The organism is Gimesia algae (assembly GCF_007746795.1).
Classification (GTDB): domain Bacteria; phylum Planctomycetota; class Planctomycetia; order Planctomycetales; family Planctomycetaceae; genus Gimesia; species Gimesia algae.
Map to the genome: position 1 here is coordinate 6,089,404 of NZ_CP036343.1, position 25,131 is coordinate 6,114,534.

The following is a 25,131-nucleotide window of genomic DNA, read 5'->3' on the forward strand; positions in this document are numbered from 1 at the left end:
AACTCATGCCTTTAGAACAATGCTCAACGATTATTGTCAATTATAATTCGCACATCCATGTCACGGAATGTGTGCGATCTGTACTGACGAATGCCCCTCAGGCAGAAGTCATTGTGGTTGATAACGCATCCACCGACGACAGTCTCACAATTCTCGAAGTAACATTTCCTGATCATCCGCGGCTGCAGATTGTTCGTAACCCGGTCAATGCAGGTTTTGCAGTCGCCTGTAATCTGGGAACCTGTCAGGCCAGCAAAGATTATTTCTTTTACCTTAACCCGGACTGCATGATTTCTCAGGAAACCATCCCACAGCTTATTTCCAGCCTGAAACAGAATCCCCAAGCGGGAATGGCGGGGGGGCGGTTGCTCAATTCAGATGGTAGCGAGCAGCGAGGAGGACGGCGTAAAATCCCGACCCCGTGGAGCACTTTTGTAAAAGTCTTCAAGCTATCTGCATTATCCCGTTTTTTCCCGAGGATCTTCGCTGATTTCAACCTGCATGAGCAGGGTGTGCCTGACAAACCAATCGAAGTCGAAGCGATTTCGGGTGCCTGCATGATGATTCCCAGGCAGGCGCATGAAGAAGTAGGCGGGTTGGATGAAGATTATTTTCTGCACTGTGAAGATCTGGACTGGTGCCTGCGATTCACACTCCAGGGATGGAAAATAGTTTATGTTCCCGACGCGGTTTTGACACACTTCCAGGGTGCCTGCAGCAAATCGACGCCCATCATCGTTGAGTGGTATAAACACAAAGGCATGGTTCACTTTTATCGGAAGTTCTATCGCAAACAGTATTCCACAATCTTGCTGTGGGCTGTGATTCTGATGATCTGGGTCCGCTTTGCCGCGATCGCCACTCTTTCAAAACTCATGTCGATTTGCAGGACATTGACCTTTACCAACGAAATACCCTCGGAGCAGCCAGAACCGGCGTCTTCTACCACTGCAACGATCTCGAATTAGACCGGATAACGATGTGCGGTAAACTATAAAGATGGTTCGCGTAAGGAACTCTGCATCCAGCCGAGGCTTGATACAATGACATCCGCATGATCAATGCGCCGGTTTCTCCAACAGCTTTTCCAGATACAGGCCGTAATTTGTTTTTCCCAGCTGCGCCACATGTTCCTGCAGTTGATCCCTGTTGATCCAGTCTTTTTTGAACGCAATTTCTTCCAGACAGGCAATCTTTAATCCTTGACGCTTTTCGATGGTCTGAAAGAAATGGCTGGCTTCCTGCAGACTTTCATGAGTCCCCGTATCAAACCAGGCATGACCACGACCGAGCAGTTCGACATTCAAGCCCCCCCGCTCCAGGTAAGCGTTATTGACGGATGTAATTTCCAATTCGCCTCGCGCGGAAGGTTTGACATTTTTCGCAATCTCAATTACTTCATTATCATAGAAATAGAGACCGGTCACAGCATAGTTGGATTTAGGTTTTACCGGCTTCTCTTCAATAGAAATCGCCCGGTGCGCGCTGTCGAATTCGACAACACCAAATCGCTCCGGATCGTGTACCTGATATCCAAATACCGTTGCACCGGATTCCCTGGCAGAAGCAGATTTCAGACTTTCTGTAAAGCCATGTCCATAGAAGATATTATCGCCCAAAATCAGACAGGCATCATCCCCGCCGATGAACTCTTCACCAATCAAAAACGCCTGGGCAAGTCCATCGGGCGAAGGCTGCTCTGCATATTCAAATCGGACGCCCCACTGTTCTCCACTGCCAAGTAAATCCTGAAACATCGGTAAATCATGGGGAGTGGAAATGATCAGAATTTCTCTGATTCCCGCCAGCATCAACGATGACAGCGGGTAATAAATCATAGGTTTGTCATAGATCGGAAGCAGTTGCTTCGAAATTACTTTTGTCACAGGATGCAGCCTGGTTCCCGTTCCGCCAGCCAATACAATTCCTTTTCTCGACATATCGTGTTCCTGTGAGTTCTGATGCGATGCTGAAAATAAAGACACCACCTAGAATTGACGGTACCTGAATCATTTAGCTTGAATACAGTTTCTGACACTCATCTGCTTAAAATCTTCTCAGATGTTCGTTTGGTATTGAAAATCGAAAAATAAAGCAACCTGATTTCTGAATTCAATGCAGGCATTACAGGAACAGTGGGGGCTTTCAGTATCCAAACCAATCGCTCAGGATAGCAGCAGCAACTTCAACTACCCCTGTTTGCCAGCAATATCTTGAACACATATGGCCAATAGTACACAAGGTCGCATCACATTTAACCATAGCGTCTCTCAATATATGATACTCGCCCCAAGTCACCCTGGAGACGCTACAGTAAAATTGGACACAGTCTAGCCCTTACAGCGCAGACAGTGGACAGGAATGGGAAGAATGAAATTTCACTCTCGGAGTACAATAAAAAAGCCCAATATCGAAAATCCGATATCGAACATTAAAATAATAGTTTCTATAACTTAAAAATGAGCTCCTTGAGGCGGTCTCAAGTCAAACTCCATTTGCATCGAATTCGCGAGGACCCCAAATCCGCAAAGCCTAAGCGGAATCGTATGCGATTCGCTCTTGAGTATCAAAAGCTGCGCGATTCTGGTGAGGTCAAAACATGAGCGAAACTGGCTTGAATAAATTCCAAGGGTATAGGAGTGAGTTAAAAACTTCACGATCATTTTTGTGTCACTGTGGTGTAAACGAATCAATTTGACGCACCACCATCGGCACGAACATGTTGTCCCGTAACCCACGCCGCGTCGTCGCTGGCCAGGAACGAAACGACTGCGGCGATGTCATTGGGATGACCGAGTCGCTTGAACGGAGAAAGGTTGCGAAAAAACTCCTTCCGTTCTTCGTCACTTCCGGCAAACATGCCAGGCTCGGTGGCTCCGGGGCGGACACTGTTGACGGTGATCCCTCTCACCCCCAGTTCGTGCGACATCGAAACAAGCATCGCGTCAATTCCCGCCTTTGTCGCTGAATATGCGCCGGTTCCCGTACGAGGTCGCTCAGCCAATTGCGAAGAAACAAAAATCAGCCTTCCACCATCGCACAGTCGTCTTGCAGCTTCGCGAAGAGTCAAGAAGGCACCAACAAGATTAACGGAGACCAGTTTCTTAAAATCAACCAGCTCCACTTGCTCAATCGGGCCGCCACCGCCGATTCCCGCATTTGCCACCACGACATCCAAGCCGCCAAATTCGGCGGACGTGAATTCAAACATGTTTCTAATAGCATCTTCGTCCGTAATATCTGCCGATCGCGCAATCGCAACACCACCGGAATCAGTAATCTCCTGGACAACTTTTTCTGCGGTCTGACGGTCGTTTCCGTAGTGAACAACCACGCGATATCCGTCACGAGCCAATCGTTTACAAATCTCGCTGCCGATGCCACCAGATCCACCAGTGACAATTGCAGTTCGGTTACTGGACATGACTGGTCCCTCCAAATTCATAGTGAAGTTGCGCTCCGGAATTGTCGACCCAGCTACGCTTGAGCAACTCGCGAACCAGTGCAAAGATCGCGAGTCGCCATGCAGTGTGACTACTGTTGAGCAGCCGTTTTGACTGCTTCGATGACGTCGGCCGGAACATTTCCGGCTTGCATAATCGACGTATGAGCCGCCATACAGTAAGTGCAACCATTCAGCCGGTTATTGGTCATCGCAATAATCTGCTGCTCCGTCGTCGAGAGGCTGGTCTTGTTGTCGAAGATATCGGCGACCGTCTTGTACGCTTCCAGTAAGGCAGGCGACTCCGCCATCACCGCATGCAGGTTGGGAACAAAGCCATAAGCCTGCTTGCTGGCCTCCAGCAGAGGCTTGCTGTCATCGCTGGCGGTCTCGATCGTGTGAACACTAAAGCTGGTCATCGTTTTTCCCCTAATTCAATTTGACCGATCAATCAAAACTAATTCTAAAAAACAGGGGCCCATACCCCCTCCTGACTTACATGACGCACTCTCGATGGAACTCCTTACCGAGAATTCCACTCGCTTTGCTGATTCTCTCTTCTGCCTATGAAATCAACGCAATCGCCTGCTGAGCGACTTGTCGCAACGCCCTTTTTCCAAACGCCCCGCGACCCAGCACACGAATTCCCACGACCAAGGCAACGAGCGCCTTTGCTGTGGAGTGAGTGTCAACCGAGTCGGGAATGTCGCCAAGTTCTTTTCCGCGGTTGATTCGTCCTTCAAAAAAAGTGACGACCTCTTTAATTCCCTCTGATACGAGTTTTTTGACGTCATCGTCATGCGACGAATATTCGAGCGCGGTGTTGAACAGCAAGCACCCCTTCTTGTCGGGATCGTCCAGCGTGGCCTTTACGAGCGAATCGAAAAACATCGTGATCGCTTCACGCGGATCATCAAGCGTTTCCAGCATTCGTAATTTACTCGTCCTGCGATCCCCGCCGTACTTCAGCAGTCCACGCACGAAAAGGTCATGTTTTCCGTCAAATGCGTTGTAGAGGCTGCCTCGTTTGATTCCTGTCGCGTCCGTGATGTCAGAGATCGATGTCGCGGCGTATCCCTTCTCCCAGAAGACCTTCATCGCCTGTTCGATCACATCCGACTCTTCAAATGATTTTTCCCACGGCATTGATTTCTCTCCCGAAGTTTGTTCCTTCTTCAGCAAAGAATAGATAGTCTTGACCGATCAGTCAAGACTCGGCTAGTTATTTCTTTCGGCCATTCGCTGCTTATTCTTGAGCCGCTCCACCGGAGACGCTGCGAACCGATCAAAAAAACAATCGAAGCCAGCTGCGAAGCAATATGTAAGGTTAAAACAGCGAAGCGTTCGCGTCCCGCCATCCAATCCCCTGCCTGGCCATTTCAATATCTCGTTAACTACTCAAGCAAATCCGCTACCTGCTCGGCGGAGTACTTGAACGCTTTGAAGGTTGGAGCAGGACCTTTGTAGCGAACGACGACATCCCCATCAGGGGCAACTTCCCAGACCCTTTTACCCACCGTATCGGTCAGAAGAGTATTGCCATTGGGCAAGCGGCGAGCGCCGCCTTGAAAGGGAGCGAAGAAATCATCGTTTTTCCAGAACCAGATTTGCCTGGCTTTAAAGGTTCCAGATTTGCCTACGACGTAACGTCGATCATCATCAACAGTGGGACTAATCTCATGGACGTTGCTAATACCCTTTAACTGTTCCTGGGTAACAGCGGCGGCCGCTCCACCAGTTCCTACTCTCGCTATGCCGCCCATGCCTGTATTGTTATTGAAGACCAAGATATTACCGGCGCCAGGAAGTCCTTCGTCAATCCAGTTGGCGTCGTGTTGATTTTGGAAGAGCCGGTCTTTCTCCGTGCCCCTCGCGTAGGCAGCGGGATTGCCGTATCGGAACAGCAGCTCTCCCCCTTTGCCCCTTCGACCGCCTGCAGAGCCCGCGGCTTGTTCGATGGTTGTGCTGTGATCGATCACCCAGATTTCGTTATAGATAAAGGAGCTAATAACAATCTGATCCATGCCCGCGTGATAGTCGAGCGAATTCAAATGCTGCCGCACAGCGTTCATTGGCGCATAGCTTTCAGGGAAGTGGCCGTCGATCTTTTCCGGATGATCGGCGATGACACCGTAGTTGGCCGCTTTGGTATTTTGGTCCTGAATCATGTGGTCAATAAATCGCCAATACCAGACAATTTCATAGGAACTCTTTTTCAGGTCGGGTTTGATCTCCAGCACTCCATCTGACCAGACCGTTTTCCCTTTGCCGGCCGACCAACCAGCCGCCGCGGCTTCTTTCGAACTGATTTCTTCGTAGATTAAAATCAGGATATTGCCGTTGGACATGGGCAACATATCGTGGTGAAAGGTAATTTTGTTCCCGTTGATATCAATATTCTTGGCATTCAATTCCCAGACTGCTTGTCCAGTTGTGTCTGTGATCTGCAGCGTGTCGGTGGCGGCTACTGGCTGCCCCGCAACATATCTTCTATCCCTGATGCCCATGCGCAGCAGGCCACCGGATTTCAGCAGATACGAGGTATGCCCCCCTCCAGTTAGATCGGTATCCCAGCGATGAACGACCTTTCCCTCAGCATCGAGAAGCATTGCGTAATTAACGACATCGGTAGCGAGTTCATCTGCCTGGTGCCAAAACAGGTAACCTTGATACAGCTCGTCAGGCAAAGCCAGATCGATCTTTTTCATAACCGCATCACCGATGGACGCGATTGTTGTAGTTTTTTGTGGCTTTTGTGGCTGTCGAGGACGTGCTTCTGCGCCTGCTTCTGACACCTGTTTACGAAGTTCACGGGCGACAGTGAGGTAGTAGTTTCTTGCGGTGGCATTGACCATGTTGTGAGCCAGATTTGTCAGAGCTTCGGCTTTAATCTGCCTGGCTTCGGCATTGTTTTTGTTGATTGCCAGCAGATGGTCGGCAAGCTGTGCGGCCCATTGGCTATCATTCTCGGCGAGCGCCTCTTTGGCCGATTCTAATAGCTTGTCTTTTCCTCCGGCCAGTTTCGCAACTCGTTCGGCTTCCGCCTTGGGTGGTAAGGGGAACAAATTGGATGCATTGCCGTCGAACCAGCCAAGATAATTGCTGAAGGTCTGACGGACGCCCCAGGCGGGATGTCCGTAGAATGGCTGCAAGTATTCACTGCTTGTCAGACGTTCGGGAAGCTGAACGTACTCGACCAACTCGTCGGGTGTCAGACCTTTATTAATGCCCTCGACCGTCTTGTCGTGAATGAATTGCACGGCGTCGCGGTAATCGGTCAGAACCTGTTTGACTTCGTCTGCACCGAGAATCGGATTCGTGTGACCGCCGACCAAGGCAACCGCGTCCTTGTCGGCCATTCTGCCAAGACTTTCCGCCCACAGTCGGACGCTGCGGTTGGGAGTACCGCGAATGGCATACAGATTTGGGAACGATCGATAGAAGCTGTCGCCGGCGAACAGGACTTTACCCGCTGGATACCAGACGGAAATTCCGTCGTTGGTTTCACCGGGCGATGATGTGAGTTCGAGTTTCACGCCGGCAACTTTGATGACCTTTCGATCCCCTTCGAGGAAATGAGTCGGCGAGGTTCCTTCGTTGGAAGAGAATACTTCCCCGCCTCGTTTGGGATAGCGAACTGGCGCGACGCCGTTATTGATTCGTTCCTCCGGCGGCAACTTGAAGCCCGCCTGCCTTGCACCGCGCACATTTTGATACGTCAGTCCGCCTGCCTTCCAGGGCCGGGCTTCACTTCCGAAGTTGATGTGTGCCCAGATTTGCGGACGCTCAGAACCGAGAAATGCGGGTGCTCCGCCAGTGTGGTCCCCATGCGAGTGCGTATAGATGATCGCCTTGACCGGCTTATCGGTGATCTCGCGAAACTTCTTTGCGATCTTACTTGCCGCCTCACCCATCATCCCGGTATCAACGATGATGATGCCATCGTCGCCGACAATCATCGAAACGTTGGAAACGCTGTAGCCAACGGCAACGTAGACGTTGTCAGCCACCTGGAGTATCTGTTCCTTGAACTGCTCGCTCTGTTTCGTCAGCTTCTCCGTCGCAGAGTTCTCCTGCGCGATCGCTTGACTCGTACAGACAAGCAAAGCTGTCAAAAGGATGGTGGGAAACCTGCCAGGTTTTGACATTGTCAGCTCCTTTGGTTCACGGACAGACTGGCCCGTCGTTTACGTGGAAAGTTATCGGTGTTCCATTAAGTTCTTCTGCATTGTCCGCAGAACGTTGAGCGTTGCTTCCAGTTCCGATTTTTTGATACCCGTTAACGCCGTTTTCCGCAGATCATCCAGTAGTGGAAGAACATTCTGCAGTCTCTGTTCGCCACGACGAGTCAAACCGATCATCACGATGCGCGCGTCGTCAGCCGATGCATTCCGCTCGACAAATTGTTGTTCGACAAGTCGATCCAACTGCCGTTTGACCGTGGTCGGATCACGAATCATCAGTAACGCCAGATCGTTCATACTCAACGGCTCGCCGGCATCGGACAGAGTGATCAGAGTCTGCGTTTCCTCCGGCGAAAACGGCCAGCCGGCATCCTTCAGGACGGCGGCCATACCGGAACGAATCAGGTACGCGACGCGACCGATGGCAAACCCGGGCGAGGATTCGGAATCAAAGTGCATGTTCGCCTCCGGCCAATTCGGTGGTCGCGATACTGGTCGGCCTGGCAAAGATCGGACGATACCAGTCAAAGTAGCAGTAGAGAAGGAATGCGCAGGCGGCAAAGTCGGGAAGCCCGATGACGAGGTATTTGTGAGCAAAAAACGTCACATACAACAGGATATTGAAGGCATAAGGCAGCGACATCAGAATTGCGAGAGGCGCGGTCCTCGGGAAAAACATCAGTCCGCCGGTGACCGTCTTGAATAAGCCAACCCATAAAATCAAATAGCCCGTCTTCTGAAGCGCGAGCATGAACTGGCCAACGTCATCCGGCGAATTACTGACTGGATAGCCGTTGATGGCAAGCCCAATTGTCATGATTCCTGTGCCAAACAGAAAGAGTGCGAAGAGTAGCCGCACCACCAGCGCGAAACGTGGTACTTGAACACTGTGTTGTTCCAGTGGAAGCATTTCAGTAGATCCGTATGAATTGAATTGGCACGTTTTCTCACCTGAGAGGTAAGCACGCGATGTAAGCGAAACTTTACCTGTATTCTACAGGCATCTAGCAGACCGTCAACATTCAATTGCAAAAGTCGCGAAAATAATCCTGCGACACCTGGCTACTATTCTGAAATGATCCAGAAGCGGCCATTCGTTGGCACGGAAAGGTTCGCCCCGGATTCCGACTCCGATAAAAGCAGGTGTATCGATTGCCCCTGAGAGCCAAAATAGCTGTCACACTCCAAAGTCCTCGTGTCGAACTCGCCGTAGACCTGGTGCTCAGGTCAGCCCTGAATCACGACACTTCCGAGAGTCGATCCGCTGCCCTTAGACTATGTCCAGTTTTACTGTAGCGTCTTCAGGGCCATTTAGACCGAGTATAATAGATTGTGAGACGCTATGGTTAAATGTGATGCGCTCTAGACATGTGATATGATCCGAAGCGGCTTGAATTGCCACAAGCCTTTGATTCACAGCAACTACCGCATTTTGCACCGGGAGTGATCGCCCACCGCATTGACCCGGCCGCATTTTCAATGGAAACGGATTGCGGATAAAACGACAAAACCCTCGACCGCAAAATGCATTGCGAGCGAGGGTTTTCTGGTTTGAGCTGAAAGCTCCTCGAGTAGGACTCGAACCTACAACCTAGCGGTTAACAGCCGCTCGCTCTACCGATTGAGCTATCGAGGATTAGTTATGTGTTTAAGGAAAACTCCCAACCACATAGTGCGTATAACATATTGTGAGAAATGTATGAAGTCAACCGATGATAAACAGGAACCGCTGGGGTTCTGGCAAAATATTTGAGAATTATGCCGACTTGTAAGAATCGTAACTGTTTTAACTCACTCAGCTTCGGTGTCTGGTGGTTTGGGGGAAACGCCTTTGACCTTTTCGAGGATCACTTTGTTCCCCTGTTCGTTATATTCGATGAGATTCATGAAGGCTCCCATCAGCATGATCCCTCTGCCACAGGGACGTTCCAGATTCTCCAGCAGTGTTGGATCAGGAACATGACTGCGGTCGAAGCCTTCTCCCTCGTCCTGGATTTCAATGCGAACCCGCTCATCGCTGATCCAGCATTTGATCTCGACACTTTTATCAGGAGACATGCGATTACCATGTTTAATCGCATTCACCAGTGCCTCTTCAAGTGCCAGGCGCACCGAGAAGACATCTTTATCCGGGTATTCACGTACCTCCAGAGCCTCGACGATTCGGGCCTGAACAGCCTGACCTTCCGAGGTATCGCTGGGTATCGTTACTTCAAAGTGTTCGTCCGATGACATGAATTTGGCCAGCACACGATTTCTGGTGTTTATCCAGTAACTAATTCAAAGAGCATTCAAACTCACTCTGAGAAGGTTGCTTTTCACAACTTACTTCTCAGTCTGAATCTCTCACAATCATTGTTCTCAAAGAATCTTTACGAAGCAGTGGTCGTTGCAGACAGAATATGAATCTGCAATTTCCGATCCAAAGTCAAAATCCTTCGAGAGCCGCCTCCTGTGTTTCGGCGATGTCAAACAGTTGATTCAGTCTCGTAATGGCAAATACCTCATAAATGTCAGGACGAATTGAACACAGCTTCAATTTACCTTTTGCCTTTTTGACCTTTTTATCCAGCGTGATCAGTTTACCCAGTGCAGCACTGGAAAGATATTCGACGTTGGAAAAGTCAAGAATAATCTTCTTGCGTCCATCTTCATCAACAAGCCCAAATAACTGAGTCCCGATGATCTGGATATTTCCTTCATCAAGAATTTTCTTGTCAATAAATTTTGCAATGGTGACATCTGAAACTTCCTCGATGTCAACACGACGGTGACCAGCTGCCATAATTCCAGCCCACCCTCTTCTAAAAAGACAAAATCCGACGTAGGCACCTGAATCCCCTGTGAATCCATTATCGAAGACGTAGTTTATCGACGACTGCCTGGCCCGATCGGAATCGATCATAAAACGAATTGAATCAAGTATCAAATTATACGTGCTAAGTCTGAGAAAAAAAATTATCTAAACAGATATTCCCGAAAGACTAACATCAATTTGAATGAGGACCACAAGTCCCCGGTATTGCATGATCATCACGCTTTCTTTCCTTGCTGTCAAGCATATTCGCAAGATTGTTTGCGGGATTCCAAGGGTCTAAGTGCCATATTCAGCAGACTTTGTGTAATTTCGCAGGCTCAGAATGTCAAAACGCCCCTTTCTAAAGGGAAATCTGACACTCCGAACGAATGGATGCACTCTCTTAGATTCACTACTTTAAAACGAATTTTGTTAAGACATTCAGACATCCAGTTGAAACTTGTGTTTAAGAATTGAAACAGGACGCAGATTTCTAAGGGATGTTTCTAAGGTAGAAAACATCCTTTTCGCCCCGATGCATTTCGAATCGGCGTGGATCGGATCGGACACAACATCTGCGACTGTCATAATCCTGCTAACAGGGCACCTCTCAGTGGAACCCCCTGCTCCAGCCTGTACCACAGCGACACGCATCGCTTCGGGCGCGTTGTTTGCCTTTCAATTCCCTCTGACCAACTTCATCTCATCACAAAACAGTGATTGAGACTGTCTGTTCAATCGGGGATTGTGATGCAACGCCACCTTACTTTCTTAGCCTTCTTTTTGGCTCTCTTTCTGTTTTCGACGTCGAGTTCTCAAGCCGAGGTGGAAATAATCTTAAACTCCGGTGACATGCTCCACGCGGACTGCATCCAATGGGGCCCCGACTCCACTCTCATTCTTGAACAGGCGGGACAGCAACCCAGTTCCATTTCACTCACTAAAATAGCACGCTTGAAGATCGAGAATACAGACTACGACCAGCAAACCATTCAACTGGCCGCAACCCAATACCAGCAGAGCCAGGCAGTTCAGTTCGCGTTTCATAAACATAAAAAATATTACCCCATGCCTGTCCCCGTTTATCCGAGCCCAATGTACGTACCCGTAGAACCAAGGGAAACTTTCTCGGCTCCCTGCGATACCCGCTGCAGTCGAGGAATCATCATTGGAGTCCACGAAGACCCCCTGAGTGCCTACCAGCCTCTTTTAAAACAGTACTACCCGAATGGCGTACCCACACTGGAACGCGGATATGCTCTGGGTCTGATGCGTGCCACCGTTGCACAACATGCGCTGGGATACGAGCCTGTTCCCGGGATTATTCCTCCCCCACCGGCGACCGAACCACTCTTGGGGAAATTGACTCAAATCAGCGTGCAGGCAACCCCCATAAACACACAGGGAAAAGCGGATTGGAACGCGCTGTCGGTCCGCCTGCAGGGATTTGACCGCCTGGGGAATCCTGCTGCATTGACGGGGAATTTAAAAATTCAGTTGTTCGGTCAGCGACAAATGCTGTTACCGGTCTGGGATCAACGGTTTGCCGCCGTCCCCCAGGAAACGATTTCTCTGGGTCAATGGACCCGGAATTGCGCCACAACCCCACTGACTCAAACGCCCCGTGCAGGTAATCAGTTCGGTACCGGTCAGCCATCGGACCAGACCTGGATCATCAAGCTCTTTCCGCAGATCCCCGCGCATAATCTGAATGTTTACGCGTTGGGAGAAGTTCAGGTCAGCCTGCTTTCACCGGGTAAGGGAACCTTTGCAGCATCCACTCCCGCTGTTCCACTGAAGCATGTCTCCCTGAATCGAGATTCTTCACTGGCGACAACAGGTACCCGCTTCTTTCCCGGAGAAATGACATCGGCAGGCATTTCACGCACAGGCAGACTCAACCTTGAGGGCCCCTCAAGGCCAAACAGCCGCCCGTTCACCGTCCAGCCTTAAAGTCAGGCATTTCGCGGAGCCTCCCGCTTTGATGAACTCATCCAGCGGAGTACTTAAAGTCTGATAGCCGCGCTGCTGCAAATCTGCTTCCAACTGCGGACAGCCGGTATTCATGACGACAGTTTCTCCCAGCACGACCGCATTGCAGGCAAACCGCTGTGCTTCTGCTTTCACGACCGGAATCAGATGCGGGATATACTCTTTTAAAGCCTGTTGTCCATATTCATCAAATGCGGGGGGATAATAGATGGCCTCCGTTTCACTCAGAGGACAGAAGCAGGTATCAAGGTGATAATAAAAGTCATCGACCAATTGCAGAGGAATCACCCGGCAGTGCATCTTTTCCGCAACCCACTGCAGCGCCCGGACGTCACTGCGAATCAGATAGCCGGCAAAGAGGGTATCGCCACAGAATAACGCATCGCCGGCTCCTTCGAAGAAAAAGTCCTCGGGCATTTCAATCGTTTCAAAACCGGCATTTTCAAACCAGCTCCGATCGAGGGGTGTTTCTCCCTGACGCGCTTCATGTCGAAATAGTGAGAGAAACACAAGATCTTTCCAGATCAGACCGGCATTCGCAGTAAAAACCAGATCGGGGAGACCTTTGACGGGGGTCATGAGTTCGATTTTTGCATTCTGTTTCTGCAGCAGTTGATGCAGTGATTCCCATTGTTGTCGCGCCAGAGCAGGATCACTCTGTTTGCTGCGGCTCATCCAGGGATTGATTTCATACTCAATCCCATAAAAATCAGGAGGACACATCAGGATCGCCGGGGACTCATAGATCAATGAACTACCTTTCTCAGTTTCAGCATAAAGCAAAACGCATGCGGGTGGAATACTCTCTATCGTATTATACCATAGTCCGAATCAGATCAGGGGAAGAATTCTTTCTTCTCGGGAGAGATTCTGATTCAACCACTCTATAATTGACGGGACGACTACCGATCCAATACAGTCAATACAGATTGATCATCTCTCTTTTTACTGAAATGGATTTACCGCTATGACAGAGTCGACTGCTTATCCGCTGACCTGGGAACTGGCCTCGCTGTACCCCCATCCCGAACAACCCGCGTTTGAGGACTGTCTACAGCAGATCAAAGCGTCACTGGAAGACCTGGTGGCACGCGTTGCAGAATTAGCGCAGTCAACCAATCCAAAACAGCATGCTTCCCATTGGGGAGATTTTCTGACCGATTATCAGGCTGCCGTCGCCGAACTGTCAGGGCTATTTGCGTTTCTGGAATGTTATTGCGCGGAAGACGCACACAACAAACGGTTTCAAACACTGATGGCCCGGCTGGCCAGTATTCGACCACTCAGAGAGAATATTGAAACCCAGCTGCAGCTGACGATCCGTGAAATCCCGGATGAAGTACTCCAGCAATTCACAGCACAGGATTCCCGCCTGAAGCAGATTCAGTTTTTCCTGGAAGACTCGAAACGGAACGCGACATTACGGCTGCCTAAGGACCAGGAAATCCTGGCTTCACAGCTGGCCGTCGATGGATTGCATGCCTGGGGACGACTTTATGACCGGCTCTCGGGTGATCTGAAAATTCAACTAATGGAAAAAGGAGAACTGGTGGAACGTTCTCCGGGACAGGTCCAATTCGACTCTCCGCAACGTTTCGTACGGCAGAATAATTTCTATGCAGCCAACAAAGCCTGGGATTCGATTGCCGATTCGTGTGCCGACGCCTTGAATCATCTGGCAGGAACCCGTCTCACGCTCTACAGTCACCTGCCCGTCACAGACCATCTGGATGCACCATTAGTTTATAACCGTATGCAGCGGGATACTCTGAATACGATGTGGTCGGTGATCTCCCAGCGGAAACAGAAGCTGGTTCAGTTTCTGGAAAAGAAAGCGGAACTGCTGGGGCTCGAAAAACTCTGCTGGTACGACCTGAATGCCCCCCTGCCACTCTCAGGCGGGGAATCTCCTGAACTCAGTTATAACCGTGCCTGTGACCTGGTGGTGAATTCCTTTGAAAAATTCAGTCCCGACCTCAGCCAGTTTGCAGAGAGAGCCCTCCGTGAACAATGGATCGAAGCGGAAAATCGCGCCGGTAAACGTCAGGGTGGCTTCTGCACCACTTTCCCGGTTCAAAAACAGTCCCGGATTTTCATGACCTATACCGACTCTGCCGACAGCATGTCGACCCTCGCCCATGAACTGGGGCACGCCTATCATTCGTATGTGTTGAAAGACGCTCCGTTTGTATTAAGCGATTACCCGATGAACCTGGCAGAAACAGCATCCACCTTCGCCGAAGCCGTACTGGGAGAACAACGCCTCAAAGCCGCTCAGACCCGCGATGAAGAATTACAGATTCTCGATGGCATGCTGGGGGACTCAGTGGCATTCATGATGAATATCCACACCCGCTTCCTGTTTGAAGATCGTCTGCATCAGGAGCGGGCGACAGGCGAGTTAACCCCAGAGCGTTTTTCGGAACTCATGCTGGCGGCGCAAAAAGAAGCTTACGCGGGTGCCCTGGATGATACCGGCTGGAATCCTTCCTTCTGGATTTCCAAACTCCATTTTTATATCAGTGAATTGCCCTTCTATAATTTTCCTTACACATTCGGTTATTTACTCTCCCTGGGGGTTTATGCCCTGGCAGATACCTTTACCGATCAGTCAGAGTTTGCGGACAAATACCGTGAACTCCTGATTGCCACCGGTTGTCAGGTAACAGAAGACGCCGTGTCCAATACATTTGGCTACCATCTGGGTGAAGCGGAATTCTGGAACAAAAGTATTGATATTATCGACCGCCGCGTCGAGCGTTTTCTGGAACTGGCAGACTGATCTCTACACGGGTATTGTGCTTAAGATCAGTGTCTTTTCAGAAAAAAGCCCTGTTTGACAGTGTCATCCCGTTTCCACTACTTATCTCAGCGGAGATCCCTCTGAAATGCAGCAGGATCTGAGGGCTTTCGTTCTGTAGCGTGTCGAAATTCTGAACAAGCTTGGGTATACTGTCTGGACGATGGAACATCGCTCGCACCCGACCGGGGTATCAGCCCGATCTTGAACTGGGTGTGAAAGATTCCTTGAGAATAATCATGAACTGAACGACAGACAGCTGATGAATTTGCTGGAATACTGAAAAGCATTTATTCTATGGCAACACAACAGGAACTATCAGAAACCCGGCAGGATTCAGGGGTTGGTATCGTACAAACCAGACTGGCAACCCTGTTTGCGCCTCCGAACTGGCTCAAGCTGGCAGGTGGGGGTGAACTAGGGCCTATTCAGGTCGCCTATGAAACTTATGGCGCGTTGACCCCGGCGAAAGATAACGCGATCTTTATCTGTCACGCGCTGACAGGCGATGCCCATGCCGCCGGTTACTATGAAGACGATGACGAAAAAGCCAAGCCAGGCTGGTGGGATGACCTGATCGGTCCGGGACGCACGCTCGACACGGATAAGTACTACGTGATTTGTGCGAACGTACTGGGCGGCTGCCAGGGGACCACGGGACCAGGCAGCATCAACCCGGAAACCAATCAGTCTTACCGACTGGGATTTCCCTTCATCACCGTCGGCGATATCGTCGAAGTACATTCGGCACTTACAAAACATCTGGGTATCGATCAGTTGCTCGCCGTCATTGGAGGCAGCCTGGGAGGCATGCAGGTACTGGAATGGGCGACCCGCTTTCCCGATCAGCTGCGCGGTGCCATCTGCCTGGCTTCTGCCGCTCAACTTTCTGCCCAGGGAATTGCCTTTAACGCAGTGGGCAGACGTGCCATCAAAACCGACCCTGAATTCAAGGACGGGGAATATGAAGTGGGAGCCGGTCCCCGCTATGGACTTGCCCTGGCACGCATGATCGCCCACATCACCTACCTCTCGGACCAGTCGATCGAAATGAAATTTGGCAGACGCCTGCAGGATCACGATACCTTCACTTATGAAATGCTGCCGGAAGTGGAATTTCAGGTCGAGAGTTACCTGCATTATCAAGGCAAGCGGTTTGTGGAACGCTTTGATGCGAACAGTTATCTTTATCTGACCCGCGCGATGGATTATTTTGATCTGCTTTCCCAGCACGGTTCACTGGTCAATGCGTTGGGAAAAACGGACGCCCGCTTCCTGATTGCCTCATATGATTCTGACTGGCTGTTTACAACCACGCAGAGCAAGGAGATCGTCAGGGCTTTGATCGAGTGTGGAAAACATGTCTCATTTATTGAGCTCAAGAGCCCGTTTGGACATGATTCCTTTCTGATTGAAATTGAACAGCTGAATAAAATGATTACGCCTTTTCTCGAGCAGGCTTATTCCACGTGTCTGGCGGAAAACAAACCCGCTTCATAAAGAGTAAGACAGAACGTTTCCCACAAGAGACCTCGATAGAAACAAACACGGATTCAAACCATGCGTGCTCAACATCGATATTGTATGCAGGACCCTTCGCTGGAAATGACCGACAGGTTACTGCTGGAACAGATCCAACCCGGCAGTCGCGTACTCGACCTGGGTTGCGGCGATGGTCGATTGCTGGCGCGGTTGCGCGAAGAACGCGGTGCATCCGTTCTGGGTATGGAAATCGATATTACACAGCATCATGCCGCCATCGCACGGGGTGTTCCCGTTATCCAGGCCGACCTGGACGAAGGTCTGCCGGATATTCCCGACGGGGCCTTTGATTATGTCGTCCTGAGCCAGACACTGCAGCAGGTTTTACATCCCAAACAGTTGCTGGAAGAAATGGTGCGTGTCGCGAAAAAAGCGCTGGTTGTCGTTCCGAACTTTGGAAACTGGCGGATCCGCCTGCAGGTGCTCAAACAGGGCCGCGCCCCCGTCACCGAAGTTCTGCCTTATGAATGGTACAACACGCCGAACCTGCATCTGATGTCCATGCATGATTTTCAGGACCTGATGCGGTTGCTGGGCATCGAAATTTTACAGGAAATCCCAATCATCAATCACCGGGCTATCGAGAAAGCCTGGCTGGCCAACCTGCGGGCCCAGCATGTACTGTATGTCCTGCAGCGTCCGGAAAGCCCTGGTAAACTCCAGTCGTCCGAACACGTTTCGGCAGGACATTCAACGCCGATTCCGCGATAGACTCCGGTCACGGGTATTCCATTCCGCAGTTCCGGGTATGGATTAAAATCCCGGAGAAATAATTCGTTTTTCAGCTGCTCAATTCCTGTTTCCAAAATTTGATTTACCCGATATACTGCCCCACCTTCAGTACGGAAATGGTGTACTGCCATCCTGACAGGCGGCATCCCAGCCGCAATCTAAGGCATGAACATACAAGAGTTTGAAACAAGCAAGCGACCCGATTTTATCACAGAGAAAGAGGGAAAGGACTCCCGATGCGTATTATTGCAATCATGAATCAAAAAGGGGGCGTCGGCAAAACGACGTCGAGCGTGAACATGGCTGCCGGCCTGGCGATGCAGGGCAAGAAAGTCTGCCTGATCGACCTTGACCCACAGGGACATGCCTCTTTACACCTGGGCATCGAACCGTTCGGGAATGTCCCGACTGCCTACGATGTCTTCTCTGGTTTTAAAACCCTCGCCGAAACCCGACAACTGGTCGCCAAAAATTTATGGGTCGTGCCTGCGACACTCGATCTGGCAGCCACAGAGTTGGAACTGGTCGACGCCGACAACCGCGAAATTGTTCTGCGTCAGGCCATTCGAAAAATGGCGGAGACCGAACCGTTCGACTACATCATTATGGACTGCCCCCCCTCCCTGGGTGTGCTGACCATTAACGCGCTGACAGCAGCCAGCGAAGTGATCATACCTCTGCAGCCACATTTCTTTGCGTTACAGGGGCTCTCCAAGTTGCTCGAAACCACGGCACTGGTCCGTCGTCGTTTGAATCGTGAACTGCGCGTCTCGGGAGTTGTCCTCTGTCTGTATGAAACCGGCACCCGACTGGCCGCCGATGTGACCGACGATCTGTCTGCCTTCCTGAATAATAGCGATCCGGAAGCCCCCTGGGCGACCGCAAAAGTATTCCAGAGTCGAATCCGACGGAATATCAAACTGGCGGAAGCACCCAGCTATGGGCAGTCTGTCTTTGATTATTCCAGCTCCTGCCCCGGCGCCAAAGATTATGGCGGACTGGTCAATGAAATCATCGCTGGCGAACAGGTGGAGGAATCACCGATTCAACGGGCAGCCTGATCACTCTGCTGCTTTCTGCTTCGCTTCCAGCTTTGCTTTCGCTTCTTTCCAGAGTGGATCGTAAACCTCTTTATCAAAGGGAGGGCATCCCGTGGGATACTGTCCCAGGGGATGGTCCTTCGTGCGCATGAGGTTGGTACAATACGAAAACGTCCGACAGACGGTTTTGCGATTGAGCTTGCCTTCTTCCTGAAGCTGTTTCGCAAACTCAGGCTGCGAGAGTGTTGCGCGCCCCATCCCGACGATGGAAATGTTTCCCGATTCCACATTCGCAGCAGCAGCATGCATGGCGAAGTCCTGCAACCAACTGTATCCACTGCCGACCACGGGAATATCCGGAACTGCTGCCTGCATCTGTGCCGCAATCCGGAAATGACGGGCCACGCCGATCAGCGGGTGTTCGGGCGCATGATAGCCATCGGTGGGCGGAAATTCGGCGGGTCTCACGATGTGCGGATTCGCATAGGGATTTCCATTGGAGATGTTAATCATGCTGACTCCCCACTCTTTCAGGAGTTTAGCCACTTGAATTGGTTCCGTCAGATCTTCCTGCAGATGATCATCAGGATTAGTGCCGAATGCGGTTTGCAGCGGCAGTTCATGCGGGCAGGGTTCGCCGATGAAGTTTTCACCGGCTCCCTGGTAGGGAATTCCATCGTAACCATTCATGCGGGTGCCGATCACCAGGGTGGGACACTCTTCGCGAATGCGTTTGACGACATTGCGCACCAGCCGCGTGCGGTTCTCCAATGAACCACCATATTCACCGGGACGATTTTTCGCCGCCAGTAATTCGGAGAGGAGATAGCGGTGACACTGCTTAATATCGACAAAACCGACCCCGATGGATTCCGCCAGTTTGGCGGCCGCAACGTACTGGTCTTCGATGTGTTTCAGATCGTCATCGGTGAGCAGCGAATAACTGTCATCGACGATCCGCCCGTTAGATTTATCCACAGTGCGAGGATCGAGCACCTGGTCGTGGGTCGCCAGTAGAGGCTTTTCAAAACTGAAGCGCCCCGAATGTGTTAACTGCAGACCGATCACCAATCCATCAGCCGATCCGAAGACTTCCGCATGCGCGTCGCGGCAGCCGGCCAGCATCTTTTCCAGCGCGGATGCGGTTTTTTCATTGATCATCAACTGGCGGGGATTCATCCGCGCTTCCGGGCCGATTGCGGTGGCTTCACCCCAGATCAGCGAAGCGCCCCCGGCTCCGAATCGCTGATAACGTCGATAGGTCAACTCATCAGGGAAACCATCTGTGGTTCCGTCACAGCCTTCCATCGGTTGAATTCCCAGTCGACTTTTTGCCTGCAGATGACCAATCTGAATGGGTTGATAAAGGACATCAAAGTTGTCGGAAACCTGAATCGGGCAGCCCAGACGTTCGGAGTCAGCCACAACGTCAGCAGGAGTTTTATATTTAAAGTATTTGGCCATGCTGGAAGACTTCTTGAATGCAGTTTGAGATCACGGACGTTCATTTTTTACTGCAACGAGTTTACTCAAACCGAAAGTGAAATGCCATTCACCACCCGGATTCGAGATCTGCTGTCGGGAAACGTGAAAAACTTCAGGCAGGAGCCGTCAACGATTTTCCGTTTTCGCGGGCGGAGAGCTTCAGCAGAAAAGGAACTGCGGACTCCGCCCATTCCTCAGCCGTCGCATAATGATCGGCATGCTCACCGAAACAGCTTTGCAGCAAAGCGGTGTTGATGACTCCCGGGTTCAGGGGGATGGCCGCCATTCCCGGTGGTAACTCCTGTGCCAGAGACTGTGTTAAACCCTCGATGGCCCACTTGGTGGCACAATACGAGGCGACTTCTGCAGCTGCCGAACGACCCCAGCCCGAACTGAAATTGACAATGACTCCAGACTGGCGTTCGCTCATTGCAGGTACAAAGTGACGAATTGTATTGATGGTGCCTTTGATATTGACGTCAATAATCGTGTCGATATCGTCAGCGGAGATTTCCCAGAGCGGGGCGTTCTCATTGATCACGGCGGCGTTGTTCAACAGCAGATCAGGTGGACCCAGTTGATCGACGATCGTCGTCGCCCAGTTCGCAACCGCGCGGTCATCGGCCACATCGACGACCGAAAACTGATGGGGTACACCGAACTGCTCTGTGAGTTCCGCAATTTTATCAGCAGAGCGACCGCAGCCAACGACGGTGTGCCCTGCTGCAACCAACGCCTGCGTCATGGCGCGGCCCAACCCCTGGGTCACGCCGGTGATGACAATCACTTTCGACATGCTGGCTTTCCCTGTTTCTGCTGTTCGTTGGCTTATTTCGATTCCGTTTTGGCAGCGGCTGCCGCTTTTTCGTCTTCTTTTTTGGAAAGCTCAGGATTGACGGGAACCGCTGCGGGCGCGTCGCCACGAATCCACTTGATGGCTCCGATCACTGATTCCTGAAACTGGGGATTGGCCCAGGTTTGCGGATTGTGTCCCAGGTTGTTGACGAAGACTTTGCCTTCGCCCCATTCTTTAGCCCAGGCGACTGGCACCTGATAGGGTTTCCTGGGACTACACTTTGCCATATTCAGGCTCATCAACACGTGCACTTTTTCCGGCTGCCAGTTTTTGTACTGGTAGATTTCATCTTTGATCTGAAACTCTTTACCAAACGGTTTCATCGCCGGAAAATCAGGATTGTGTACCGTTATCGTCACTGTATTACCGGCAGTCCAGGGATGCCCATTGAATGAACCGCCCACCATGTCCCAATACGGTTCGTACGATTTATAGGTATCGGTGGCAGAATGAAAACCGATGAACCCATGGCCTTTCTGCTTGAGCCAGTCGTTCAGAAAATACTGCATATCTTCTTCTTTGATCGGCAGCATCCCCGTGGTATAGAACATGACGAGATCATAGTTCTGCAGATTCTCTTTCGTGAAATCCGCGGCGGCGTCCTGGGTACAATCCACGGTGAACAGTCCGGACTGTTTGCCCAGTTGAATCATGGCAATTTCTGCGGGAGCCAGTTTCTCATTCTGTCGTTTGACGGAACCGTGCGTGTAACCTTTGCTCTGGGTGAGCATCAGCACCCTGGTCTTCCCCTCGGCGGCGTCAGCGTGAGAAGAGAAAGCCAGGACAGAACATACCAGCAGACAGCAGGCTGTCATCAATCGAAAACTCATGGTGATCGCTCCACAGTTGAGTATTTTGATTTTAAGTGAATAGAGACTTCTATTTTAAGGAGAAGATCTCAAACATTGCAAAGCTAAACACTCAGTCGGTCAGTTTCTGCACGCGGATGTTGCGGAATTCGACCGCGTCACCTTCGGATTGAATGCCGAAAAAGCCGGACTTCAGCTCGCTGGGCTGCGAAGTGGCGATCTGAGTTCCATTCAGGACGGACGTCAGCGCCCCGTCTTTGCAGACGACTTCAATGGTATTCCATTCGCCAATCGGACGGCGGGCTTTTTCTCGAGCCGCCTCATTGTCTGTGACTTCGAGTTCGATCTCTTTGCTGTTCGACTTGATATGGGCCATCTCTGCGAATTTGCCTTGCACTTCCAGGCATTTCGGCCAGATCCGGTTTTCGCCAGTGATGAAAAACAGGAACCCGGTATTCGGATTTTCATTTTCCTCAGCGGATTCCGGGAAACGGTATTCCAGACGGATCGTGCAATTGCCGAACGACTCATGGGAGTACAGATAACCGCGGGGCGTACCTTTGCAGGAAATCACGCCATCAGCTTCGCTCCAGTTTTTTCCTGCGACGGGTTCTTTGGTTTTCGCGTTGAATACTTCAAAGTCTTTGAGACCGAGCAGAGTGAAACCATCTTCCACTTCAAATAACGATTCTAACGTTTTTTCGGGAAGATCGATGGCAGAGACCTCATCGGCGGCTTCCTTTTTCTGGGCTTCAGTCGGTCCGGAATCGGAACAGGCCGCCAGCAGGCAAGCCAGTGAAAACAGAGGGATAAATCGATTCAGGGATTTCATAAAAGTCTCTTTCCGAAAAGTCGTGAGAAAATTCGTATCTGAAGCATAACTTCATCCTGTATTCACATTCTAACGTACAATACCGGCAACACATAAGTGAAGACGTACGAAATCATGACGACGATTTCAACACTTTTAACATCTGGTTCTGGAGATGCGATTTCAAACCTGAAAACAGGCGAACGCCAGTCACCTCACCTGCCTCTCAAGACAGCTATAATCGATACAGCTTCCTCTAACACTGCAGAGTTACTCAGGAAAATAATGAAGAGATGCGGGAGAAACCGCAGAAATTACCGATAGATAATACTAACTCTCCTTTGACTGACTCGCCTGACAGGAAACCGTTCCTCTCCAGAACCAAATTGACTGACCCCGGCGACCGGTGTCTTCCACGAACGATTTCGGTAACTTACCGAGATAGAAATGGGCTAAAATGCAACAATTAGTGACTTCTCCCCCCGGAGAAGAATTGAAGACAATCCAACCAGAGACTATGACTCTTCCTCTACGAAATGAGAATGAAGGAACAGATCAGAGACAAATCCTGAGCATTTCCGTACTGGAATGGCTGAACGCAGAACTGCGAAAAGAGGTAGAAAAGCGGGAAATTGTCGCCTTCCATTCGAGCGAGAATGTGCTGGATCGACTGCAGAATATGCTGACATCCAAAGCAACCGGCATTACCATCATGGTGGTCGGCTTATTCATGATGTAACAGTCATGTCAGACAGGCTGACTGAGGACGTGGACCTGTCAGTGATTCTGCTATGACTGCAGCTTTTGCGCATAGCAGAATCGGAAACCCGTCTGAATTCAAACGATACCTGATCCGAAGGTATCCCCCTGACCTCTCGTCTCATTTTCATTTGAGGTAACTTTGTCCGGGGAAGGTTGATCCGTCGCCGTATGATGAGGTCGGTTACGGTCTGATCCTGACTCTGCAGAATCGATACGGAAAACCTGATTATTCTTACGAATTTGAGTCGATTCTGAAGCGGAAGACTGTTCGACAGGCGCCTCTTCGTACTCTTCCTCGTAAGGTCCCAGGCGGGCAAAGTCCTCTTCGCCGAAATCGTCATAACGACAGATGTAACCAGACTGTTGCGCGGAGATTTTTTCTTCCTGGTAGGCTTTCAATACTTCTTCCTGAATCAATTCGCGGCACTCGGAATTGATCGGATGCGCGATATCGGCATAAAGCCTGGCGCGCCCCGCGTCATCTTTATCGGCACGATTTTCATCAAGCCTGACGCCACACTGATTACAGAAGGAAGCCCTCAGATGGTTTTTGGTGTGACATTTGGGACACCGGTCCATCAACTTGCGGCTGGGCATTGCTACGAAGGCACCTTTTGCCCCCTGGATGATTTTCAGATCTCGGATGACAAACGAGACATCGAAAGTAATTGAGCAAAACGCCAGTAATCTTTCGTGTGGATCATTCATCAACTTGATGCGTACTTCACTGATCTCCATGGCCTCACTCCATTTGTGCCAAATTTTAAAATGCTCATCTATAGGCGGTTCTGGACGACAAATACATGCCCTTTCACTGTGGATCGTAATCGCGCAGCAATTTGAGATGCCTGTGCTCTGTTTTGGCAGACTCCAAAGTAGGCAGTCCCACTTCCACTCATCATATGCCCCAAAACGGACTGTTTTGAGAAGAAATCTTTTATTTTTAGTATATCGGAATTCAGTTTTTCGGCGGGTGCCTGCAGATCATTCAGCATCAGGTTGGATACTGCATGAAATTGACCAGAAGACAGATTACGAACCAGTTGCTCCACCTGATTTTTCGAGTGGCTTCCCACTCGACAGTGCCGATAAACGTCTGCCGTTGATAAACCCGACTGAGGTCGAACAACCACAAAATGCAGACATTGGGGAACGGAAACAGGTTCAATGATCTCCCCTCTCCCGCGACAGATGGCACTATGGCTGGCTGTCAAAAAGAAAGGAATATCACTGCCCAGTTTTGCCGCGATCTCACATAATTCTGAAAGCGACAATCCCAAACGCCAAAGTTTATTGGCAGCAAATAAGGCTGCAGCGGCATCACTCGATCCCCCTCCCAGGCCGGCTTCTGCTGGAATTCGTTTGATCAACTCAATTTGAATTCCCTGACGTTGCCCCGTCTGTTCCTGAAGTAACCGGATTGCTCTGACAACCAGATTCTCTTCACCCGCGGGGATACGCTGCTGGTTTTTCTGGGGGGTGAGAAGTGAATTGGCTTCGGCAACACGCAACTCGACTTCTGCTGAAGGTTCCTCCGTGAAAACTAAAGTGTCGTATATTCCTACCGAAAGCATCAACGAAGTAATTTCGTGAAAGCCATCGGTTCGTTTATCATCGATGCTTAAGTACAAATTTAACTTGGCAGGAGCGTGAACGATCAGGGTGCCAGGATTGGAGTAAGCGAATAGCATCCGTCACAATTCCAAAATTCCTACTTTAAAAACGAGGCTTTCCTCGTTTATTGAACAGGTCCCCACCTTTTGAGTTGTGAGAGAAAAGAGCAGCTTGACCTGATAAAGATTCGACTTGTATACGACGCGGTAACATTAAGACCGTTACCACAAGAAGTATCCTATCTGTTCCTTGAAAAAACGTCAAC

At 50.5% G+C, this 25,131-nt stretch carries 23 protein-coding genes and 1 tRNA gene; 7 read left to right on the forward strand and 17 right to left on the reverse strand.

Annotated elements, in window-relative coordinates; translation table 11 throughout:
* Positions 1-5 precede the first annotated feature (5 nt).
* Positions 6-968, forward strand: coding sequence for a glycosyltransferase family 2 protein (locus Pan161_RS22705; protein WP_145231039.1), 963 nt, complete (start codon positions 6-8; stop codon positions 966-968).
* A 90-nt stretch (positions 969-1,058) separates the two neighbouring features.
* On the opposite strand, the gene rfbA is transcribed toward Pan161_RS22705, so the two are convergent.
* From rfbA to Pan161_RS22755, 10 genes are all read right to left on the reverse strand, one after another.
* Complete coding sequence (rfbA, locus tag Pan161_RS22710) at positions 1,059-1,940, reverse strand: glucose-1-phosphate thymidylyltransferase RfbA (protein WP_145231040.1); 882 nt, start codon at positions 1,938-1,940, stop codon at positions 1,059-1,061.
* Between the two features lie 749 nt (positions 1,941-2,689).
* The gene (locus Pan161_RS22715) at positions 2,690-3,424 is read right to left on the reverse strand and encodes an SDR family oxidoreductase (protein ID WP_145231041.1); all 735 of its coding nucleotides are present in this window, start codon (positions 3,422-3,424) and stop codon (positions 2,690-2,692) included.
* A 110-nt stretch (positions 3,425-3,534) separates the two neighbouring features.
* Positions 3,535-3,861 (reverse strand): carboxymuconolactone decarboxylase family protein, encoded by a 327-nt coding sequence (locus Pan161_RS22720; RefSeq protein WP_145231042.1) that lies wholly within the window; start codon positions 3,859-3,861, stop codon positions 3,535-3,537.
* Positions 3,862-4,006: 145 nt separating this feature from the next.
* Positions 4,007-4,588, reverse strand: coding sequence for a TetR/AcrR family transcriptional regulator (locus Pan161_RS22725; protein ID WP_145231043.1), 582 nt, complete (start codon positions 4,586-4,588; stop codon positions 4,007-4,009).
* Between the two features lie 248 nt (positions 4,589-4,836).
* Positions 4,837-7,590: an alkyl sulfatase dimerization domain-containing protein gene (locus tag Pan161_RS22730; protein ID WP_232103426.1), complete on the reverse strand. Its 2,754-nt coding sequence runs from the start codon at positions 7,588-7,590 to the stop codon at positions 4,837-4,839.
* A 51-nt stretch (positions 7,591-7,641) separates the two neighbouring features.
* A complete protein-coding gene (locus tag Pan161_RS22735; protein WP_145231044.1) occupies positions 7,642-8,085 on the reverse strand; it encodes a MarR family winged helix-turn-helix transcriptional regulator in 444 nt (147 codons plus the stop codon).
* Positions 8,075-8,536 (reverse strand): hypothetical protein, encoded by a 462-nt coding sequence (locus Pan161_RS22740; RefSeq protein ID WP_145231045.1) that lies wholly within the window; start codon positions 8,534-8,536, stop codon positions 8,075-8,077. The genes Pan161_RS22735 and Pan161_RS22740 overlap by 11 nt, the downstream gene beginning before the upstream one ends.
* 653 nt (positions 8,537-9,189) lie before the next feature.
* Positions 9,190-9,262, reverse strand: a tRNA-Asn gene (locus tag Pan161_RS22745).
* A gap of 155 nt (positions 9,263-9,417) precedes the next feature.
* The gene (locus Pan161_RS22750) at positions 9,418-9,861 is read right to left on the reverse strand and encodes an ATP-binding protein (protein ID WP_232103428.1); all 444 of its coding nucleotides are present in this window, start codon (positions 9,859-9,861) and stop codon (positions 9,418-9,420) included.
* A 193-nt stretch (positions 9,862-10,054) separates the two neighbouring features.
* Positions 10,055-10,411 carry an STAS domain-containing protein gene (locus Pan161_RS22755; protein WP_002647021.1) on the reverse strand — a complete coding sequence of 119 codons (357 nt, stop codon included), beginning with the start codon at positions 10,409-10,411 and terminating at the stop codon, positions 10,055-10,057.
* A 762-nt stretch (positions 10,412-11,173) separates the two neighbouring features.
* Between Pan161_RS22755 and Pan161_RS22760 the strand changes: the two genes are divergently transcribed.
* Complete coding sequence (locus tag Pan161_RS22760) at positions 11,174-12,376, forward strand: hypothetical protein (RefSeq protein ID WP_145231047.1); 1,203 nt, start codon at positions 11,174-11,176, stop codon at positions 12,374-12,376.
* On the opposite strand, the gene Pan161_RS22765 is transcribed toward Pan161_RS22760, so the two are convergent.
* A complete protein-coding gene (locus Pan161_RS22765; RefSeq protein ID WP_145231048.1) occupies positions 12,338-13,165 on the reverse strand; it encodes a dimethylarginine dimethylaminohydrolase family protein in 828 nt (275 codons plus the stop codon). The two genes, Pan161_RS22760 and Pan161_RS22765, sit on opposite strands and share 39 nt — an antisense overlap.
* A gap of 217 nt (positions 13,166-13,382) precedes the next feature.
* Here Pan161_RS22765 and Pan161_RS22770 point away from each other — a divergent pair, with 217 nt between their 5' ends.
* The 4 genes from Pan161_RS22770 to Pan161_RS22785 all read left to right on the forward strand — a co-directional run bounded on the left by Pan161_RS22770 (position 13,383) and on the right by Pan161_RS22785 (position 18,550).
* Positions 13,383-15,197, forward strand: a complete 1,815-nt coding sequence (locus Pan161_RS22770; RefSeq protein ID WP_145231049.1) for a M3 family oligoendopeptidase — start codon at positions 13,383-13,385, stop codon at positions 15,195-15,197.
* Positions 15,198-15,512: 315 nt separating this feature from the next.
* Positions 15,513-16,715: a homoserine O-acetyltransferase MetX gene (gene metX / locus Pan161_RS22775; protein WP_145231050.1), complete on the forward strand. Its 1,203-nt coding sequence runs from the start codon at positions 15,513-15,515 to the stop codon at positions 16,713-16,715.
* Between the two features lie 60 nt (positions 16,716-16,775).
* Entirely contained in the window at positions 16,776-17,468 is a 693-nt protein-coding gene (gene metW, locus Pan161_RS22780) for a methionine biosynthesis protein MetW (RefSeq protein ID WP_232103430.1), read from the forward strand.
* A 257-nt stretch (positions 17,469-17,725) separates the two neighbouring features.
* Positions 17,726-18,550: a ParA family protein gene (locus Pan161_RS22785; RefSeq protein ID WP_145231051.1), complete on the forward strand. Its 825-nt coding sequence runs from the start codon at positions 17,726-17,728 to the stop codon at positions 18,548-18,550.
* Here Pan161_RS22785 and Pan161_RS22790 read toward each other — a convergent pair whose 3' ends face one another.
* From Pan161_RS22790 to Pan161_RS22805, 4 genes are all read right to left on the reverse strand, one after another.
* Complete coding sequence (locus tag Pan161_RS22790; RefSeq protein WP_145231052.1) at positions 18,551-19,993, reverse strand: oxidoreductase; 1,443 nt, start codon at positions 19,991-19,993, stop codon at positions 18,551-18,553.
* 133 nt (positions 19,994-20,126) lie between these two features.
* A complete protein-coding gene (locus Pan161_RS22795) occupies positions 20,127-20,810 on the reverse strand; it encodes an SDR family oxidoreductase (protein ID WP_145231053.1) in 684 nt (227 codons plus the stop codon).
* 32 nt (positions 20,811-20,842) lie between these two features.
* The gene (locus Pan161_RS22800; protein ID WP_145231054.1) at positions 20,843-21,700 is read right to left on the reverse strand and encodes a ThuA domain-containing protein; all 858 of its coding nucleotides are present in this window, start codon (positions 21,698-21,700) and stop codon (positions 20,843-20,845) included.
* A 91-nt stretch (positions 21,701-21,791) separates the two neighbouring features.
* Entirely contained in the window at positions 21,792-22,511 is a 720-nt protein-coding gene (locus Pan161_RS22805; protein ID WP_145231055.1) for a 3-keto-disaccharide hydrolase, read from the reverse strand.
* Between the two features lie 436 nt (positions 22,512-22,947).
* Between Pan161_RS22805 and Pan161_RS22810 the strand changes: the two genes are divergently transcribed.
* Positions 22,948-23,229, forward strand: a complete 282-nt coding sequence (locus tag Pan161_RS22810; RefSeq protein WP_145231056.1) for a hypothetical protein — start codon at positions 22,948-22,950, stop codon at positions 23,227-23,229.
* Positions 23,230-23,327: 98 nt separating this feature from the next.
* Here Pan161_RS22810 and Pan161_RS22815 read toward each other — a convergent pair whose 3' ends face one another.
* Positions 23,328-23,990, reverse strand: a complete 663-nt coding sequence (locus Pan161_RS22815) for a SpoVG family protein (RefSeq protein WP_145231057.1) — start codon at positions 23,988-23,990, stop codon at positions 23,328-23,330.
* A gap of 38 nt (positions 23,991-24,028) precedes the next feature.
* On the reverse strand, positions 24,029-24,943 hold the full coding sequence (ispE, locus tag Pan161_RS22820; protein ID WP_145231058.1) for a 4-(cytidine 5'-diphospho)-2-C-methyl-D-erythritol kinase: 915 nt from the start codon (positions 24,941-24,943) through the stop codon (positions 24,029-24,031).
* Between the last annotated feature and the right edge of the window lie 188 nt (positions 24,944-25,131).

Excerpts from the sequence above, each read along its gene's own strand:
- Pan161_RS22705 (WP_145231039.1), top strand. The coding sequence starts at position 6 with ATGCCTTTAGAACAATGCTCAACGATTATTGTCAATTATAATTCGCAC.
- rfbA (WP_145231040.1), bottom strand. The coding sequence starts at position 1,940 with ATGTCGAGAAAAGGAATTGTATTGGCTGGCGGAACGGGAACCAGGCTG.
- Pan161_RS22715 (WP_145231041.1), bottom strand. The coding sequence starts at position 3,424 with ATGTCCAGTAACCGAACTGCAATTGTCACTGGTGGATCTGGTGGCATC.
- Pan161_RS22720 (WP_145231042.1), bottom strand. The coding sequence starts at position 3,861 with ATGACCAGCTTTAGTGTTCACACGATCGAGACCGCCAGCGATGACAGC.
- Pan161_RS22725 (WP_145231043.1), bottom strand. The coding sequence starts at position 4,588 with ATGCCGTGGGAAAAATCATTTGAAGAGTCGGATGTGATCGAACAGGCG.
- Pan161_RS22730 (WP_232103426.1), bottom strand. The coding sequence starts at position 7,590 with ATGTCAAAACCTGGCAGGTTTCCCACCATCCTTTTGACAGCTTTGCTT.
- Pan161_RS22735 (WP_145231044.1), bottom strand. The coding sequence starts at position 8,085 with ATGCACTTTGATTCCGAATCCTCGCCCGGGTTTGCCATCGGTCGCGTC.
- Pan161_RS22740 (WP_145231045.1), bottom strand. The coding sequence starts at position 8,536 with ATGCTTCCACTGGAACAACACAGTGTTCAAGTACCACGTTTCGCGCTG.
- Pan161_RS22750 (WP_232103428.1), bottom strand. The coding sequence starts at position 9,861 with ATGTCATCGGACGAACACTTTGAAGTAACGATACCCAGCGATACCTCG.
- Pan161_RS22755 (WP_002647021.1), bottom strand. The coding sequence starts at position 10,411 with ATGGCAGCTGGTCACCGTCGTGTTGACATCGAGGAAGTTTCAGATGTC.
- Pan161_RS22760 (WP_145231047.1), top strand. The coding sequence starts at position 11,174 with ATGCAACGCCACCTTACTTTCTTAGCCTTCTTTTTGGCTCTCTTTCTG.
- Pan161_RS22770 (WP_145231049.1), top strand. The coding sequence starts at position 13,383 with ATGACAGAGTCGACTGCTTATCCGCTGACCTGGGAACTGGCCTCGCTG.
- metX (WP_145231050.1), top strand. The coding sequence starts at position 15,513 with ATGGCAACACAACAGGAACTATCAGAAACCCGGCAGGATTCAGGGGTT.
- metW (WP_232103430.1), top strand. The coding sequence starts at position 16,776 with ATGCGTGCTCAACATCGATATTGTATGCAGGACCCTTCGCTGGAAATG.
- Pan161_RS22785 (WP_145231051.1), top strand. The coding sequence starts at position 17,726 with ATGCGTATTATTGCAATCATGAATCAAAAAGGGGGCGTCGGCAAAACG.
- Pan161_RS22790 (WP_145231052.1), bottom strand. The coding sequence starts at position 19,993 with ATGGCCAAATACTTTAAATATAAAACTCCTGCTGACGTTGTGGCTGAC.
- Pan161_RS22795 (WP_145231053.1), bottom strand. The coding sequence starts at position 20,810 with ATGTCGAAAGTGATTGTCATCACCGGCGTGACCCAGGGGTTGGGCCGC.
- Pan161_RS22800 (WP_145231054.1), bottom strand. The coding sequence starts at position 21,700 with ATGAGTTTTCGATTGATGACAGCCTGCTGTCTGCTGGTATGTTCTGTC.
- Pan161_RS22805 (WP_145231055.1), bottom strand. The coding sequence starts at position 22,511 with ATGAAATCCCTGAATCGATTTATCCCTCTGTTTTCACTGGCTTGCCTG.
- Pan161_RS22810 (WP_145231056.1), top strand. The coding sequence starts at position 22,948 with ATGCAACAATTAGTGACTTCTCCCCCCGGAGAAGAATTGAAGACAATC.
- Pan161_RS22815 (WP_145231057.1), bottom strand. The coding sequence starts at position 23,990 with ATGGAGATCAGTGAAGTACGCATCAAGTTGATGAATGATCCACACGAA.
- ispE (WP_145231058.1), bottom strand. The coding sequence starts at position 24,943 with ATGCTATTCGCTTACTCCAATCCTGGCACCCTGATCGTTCACGCTCCT.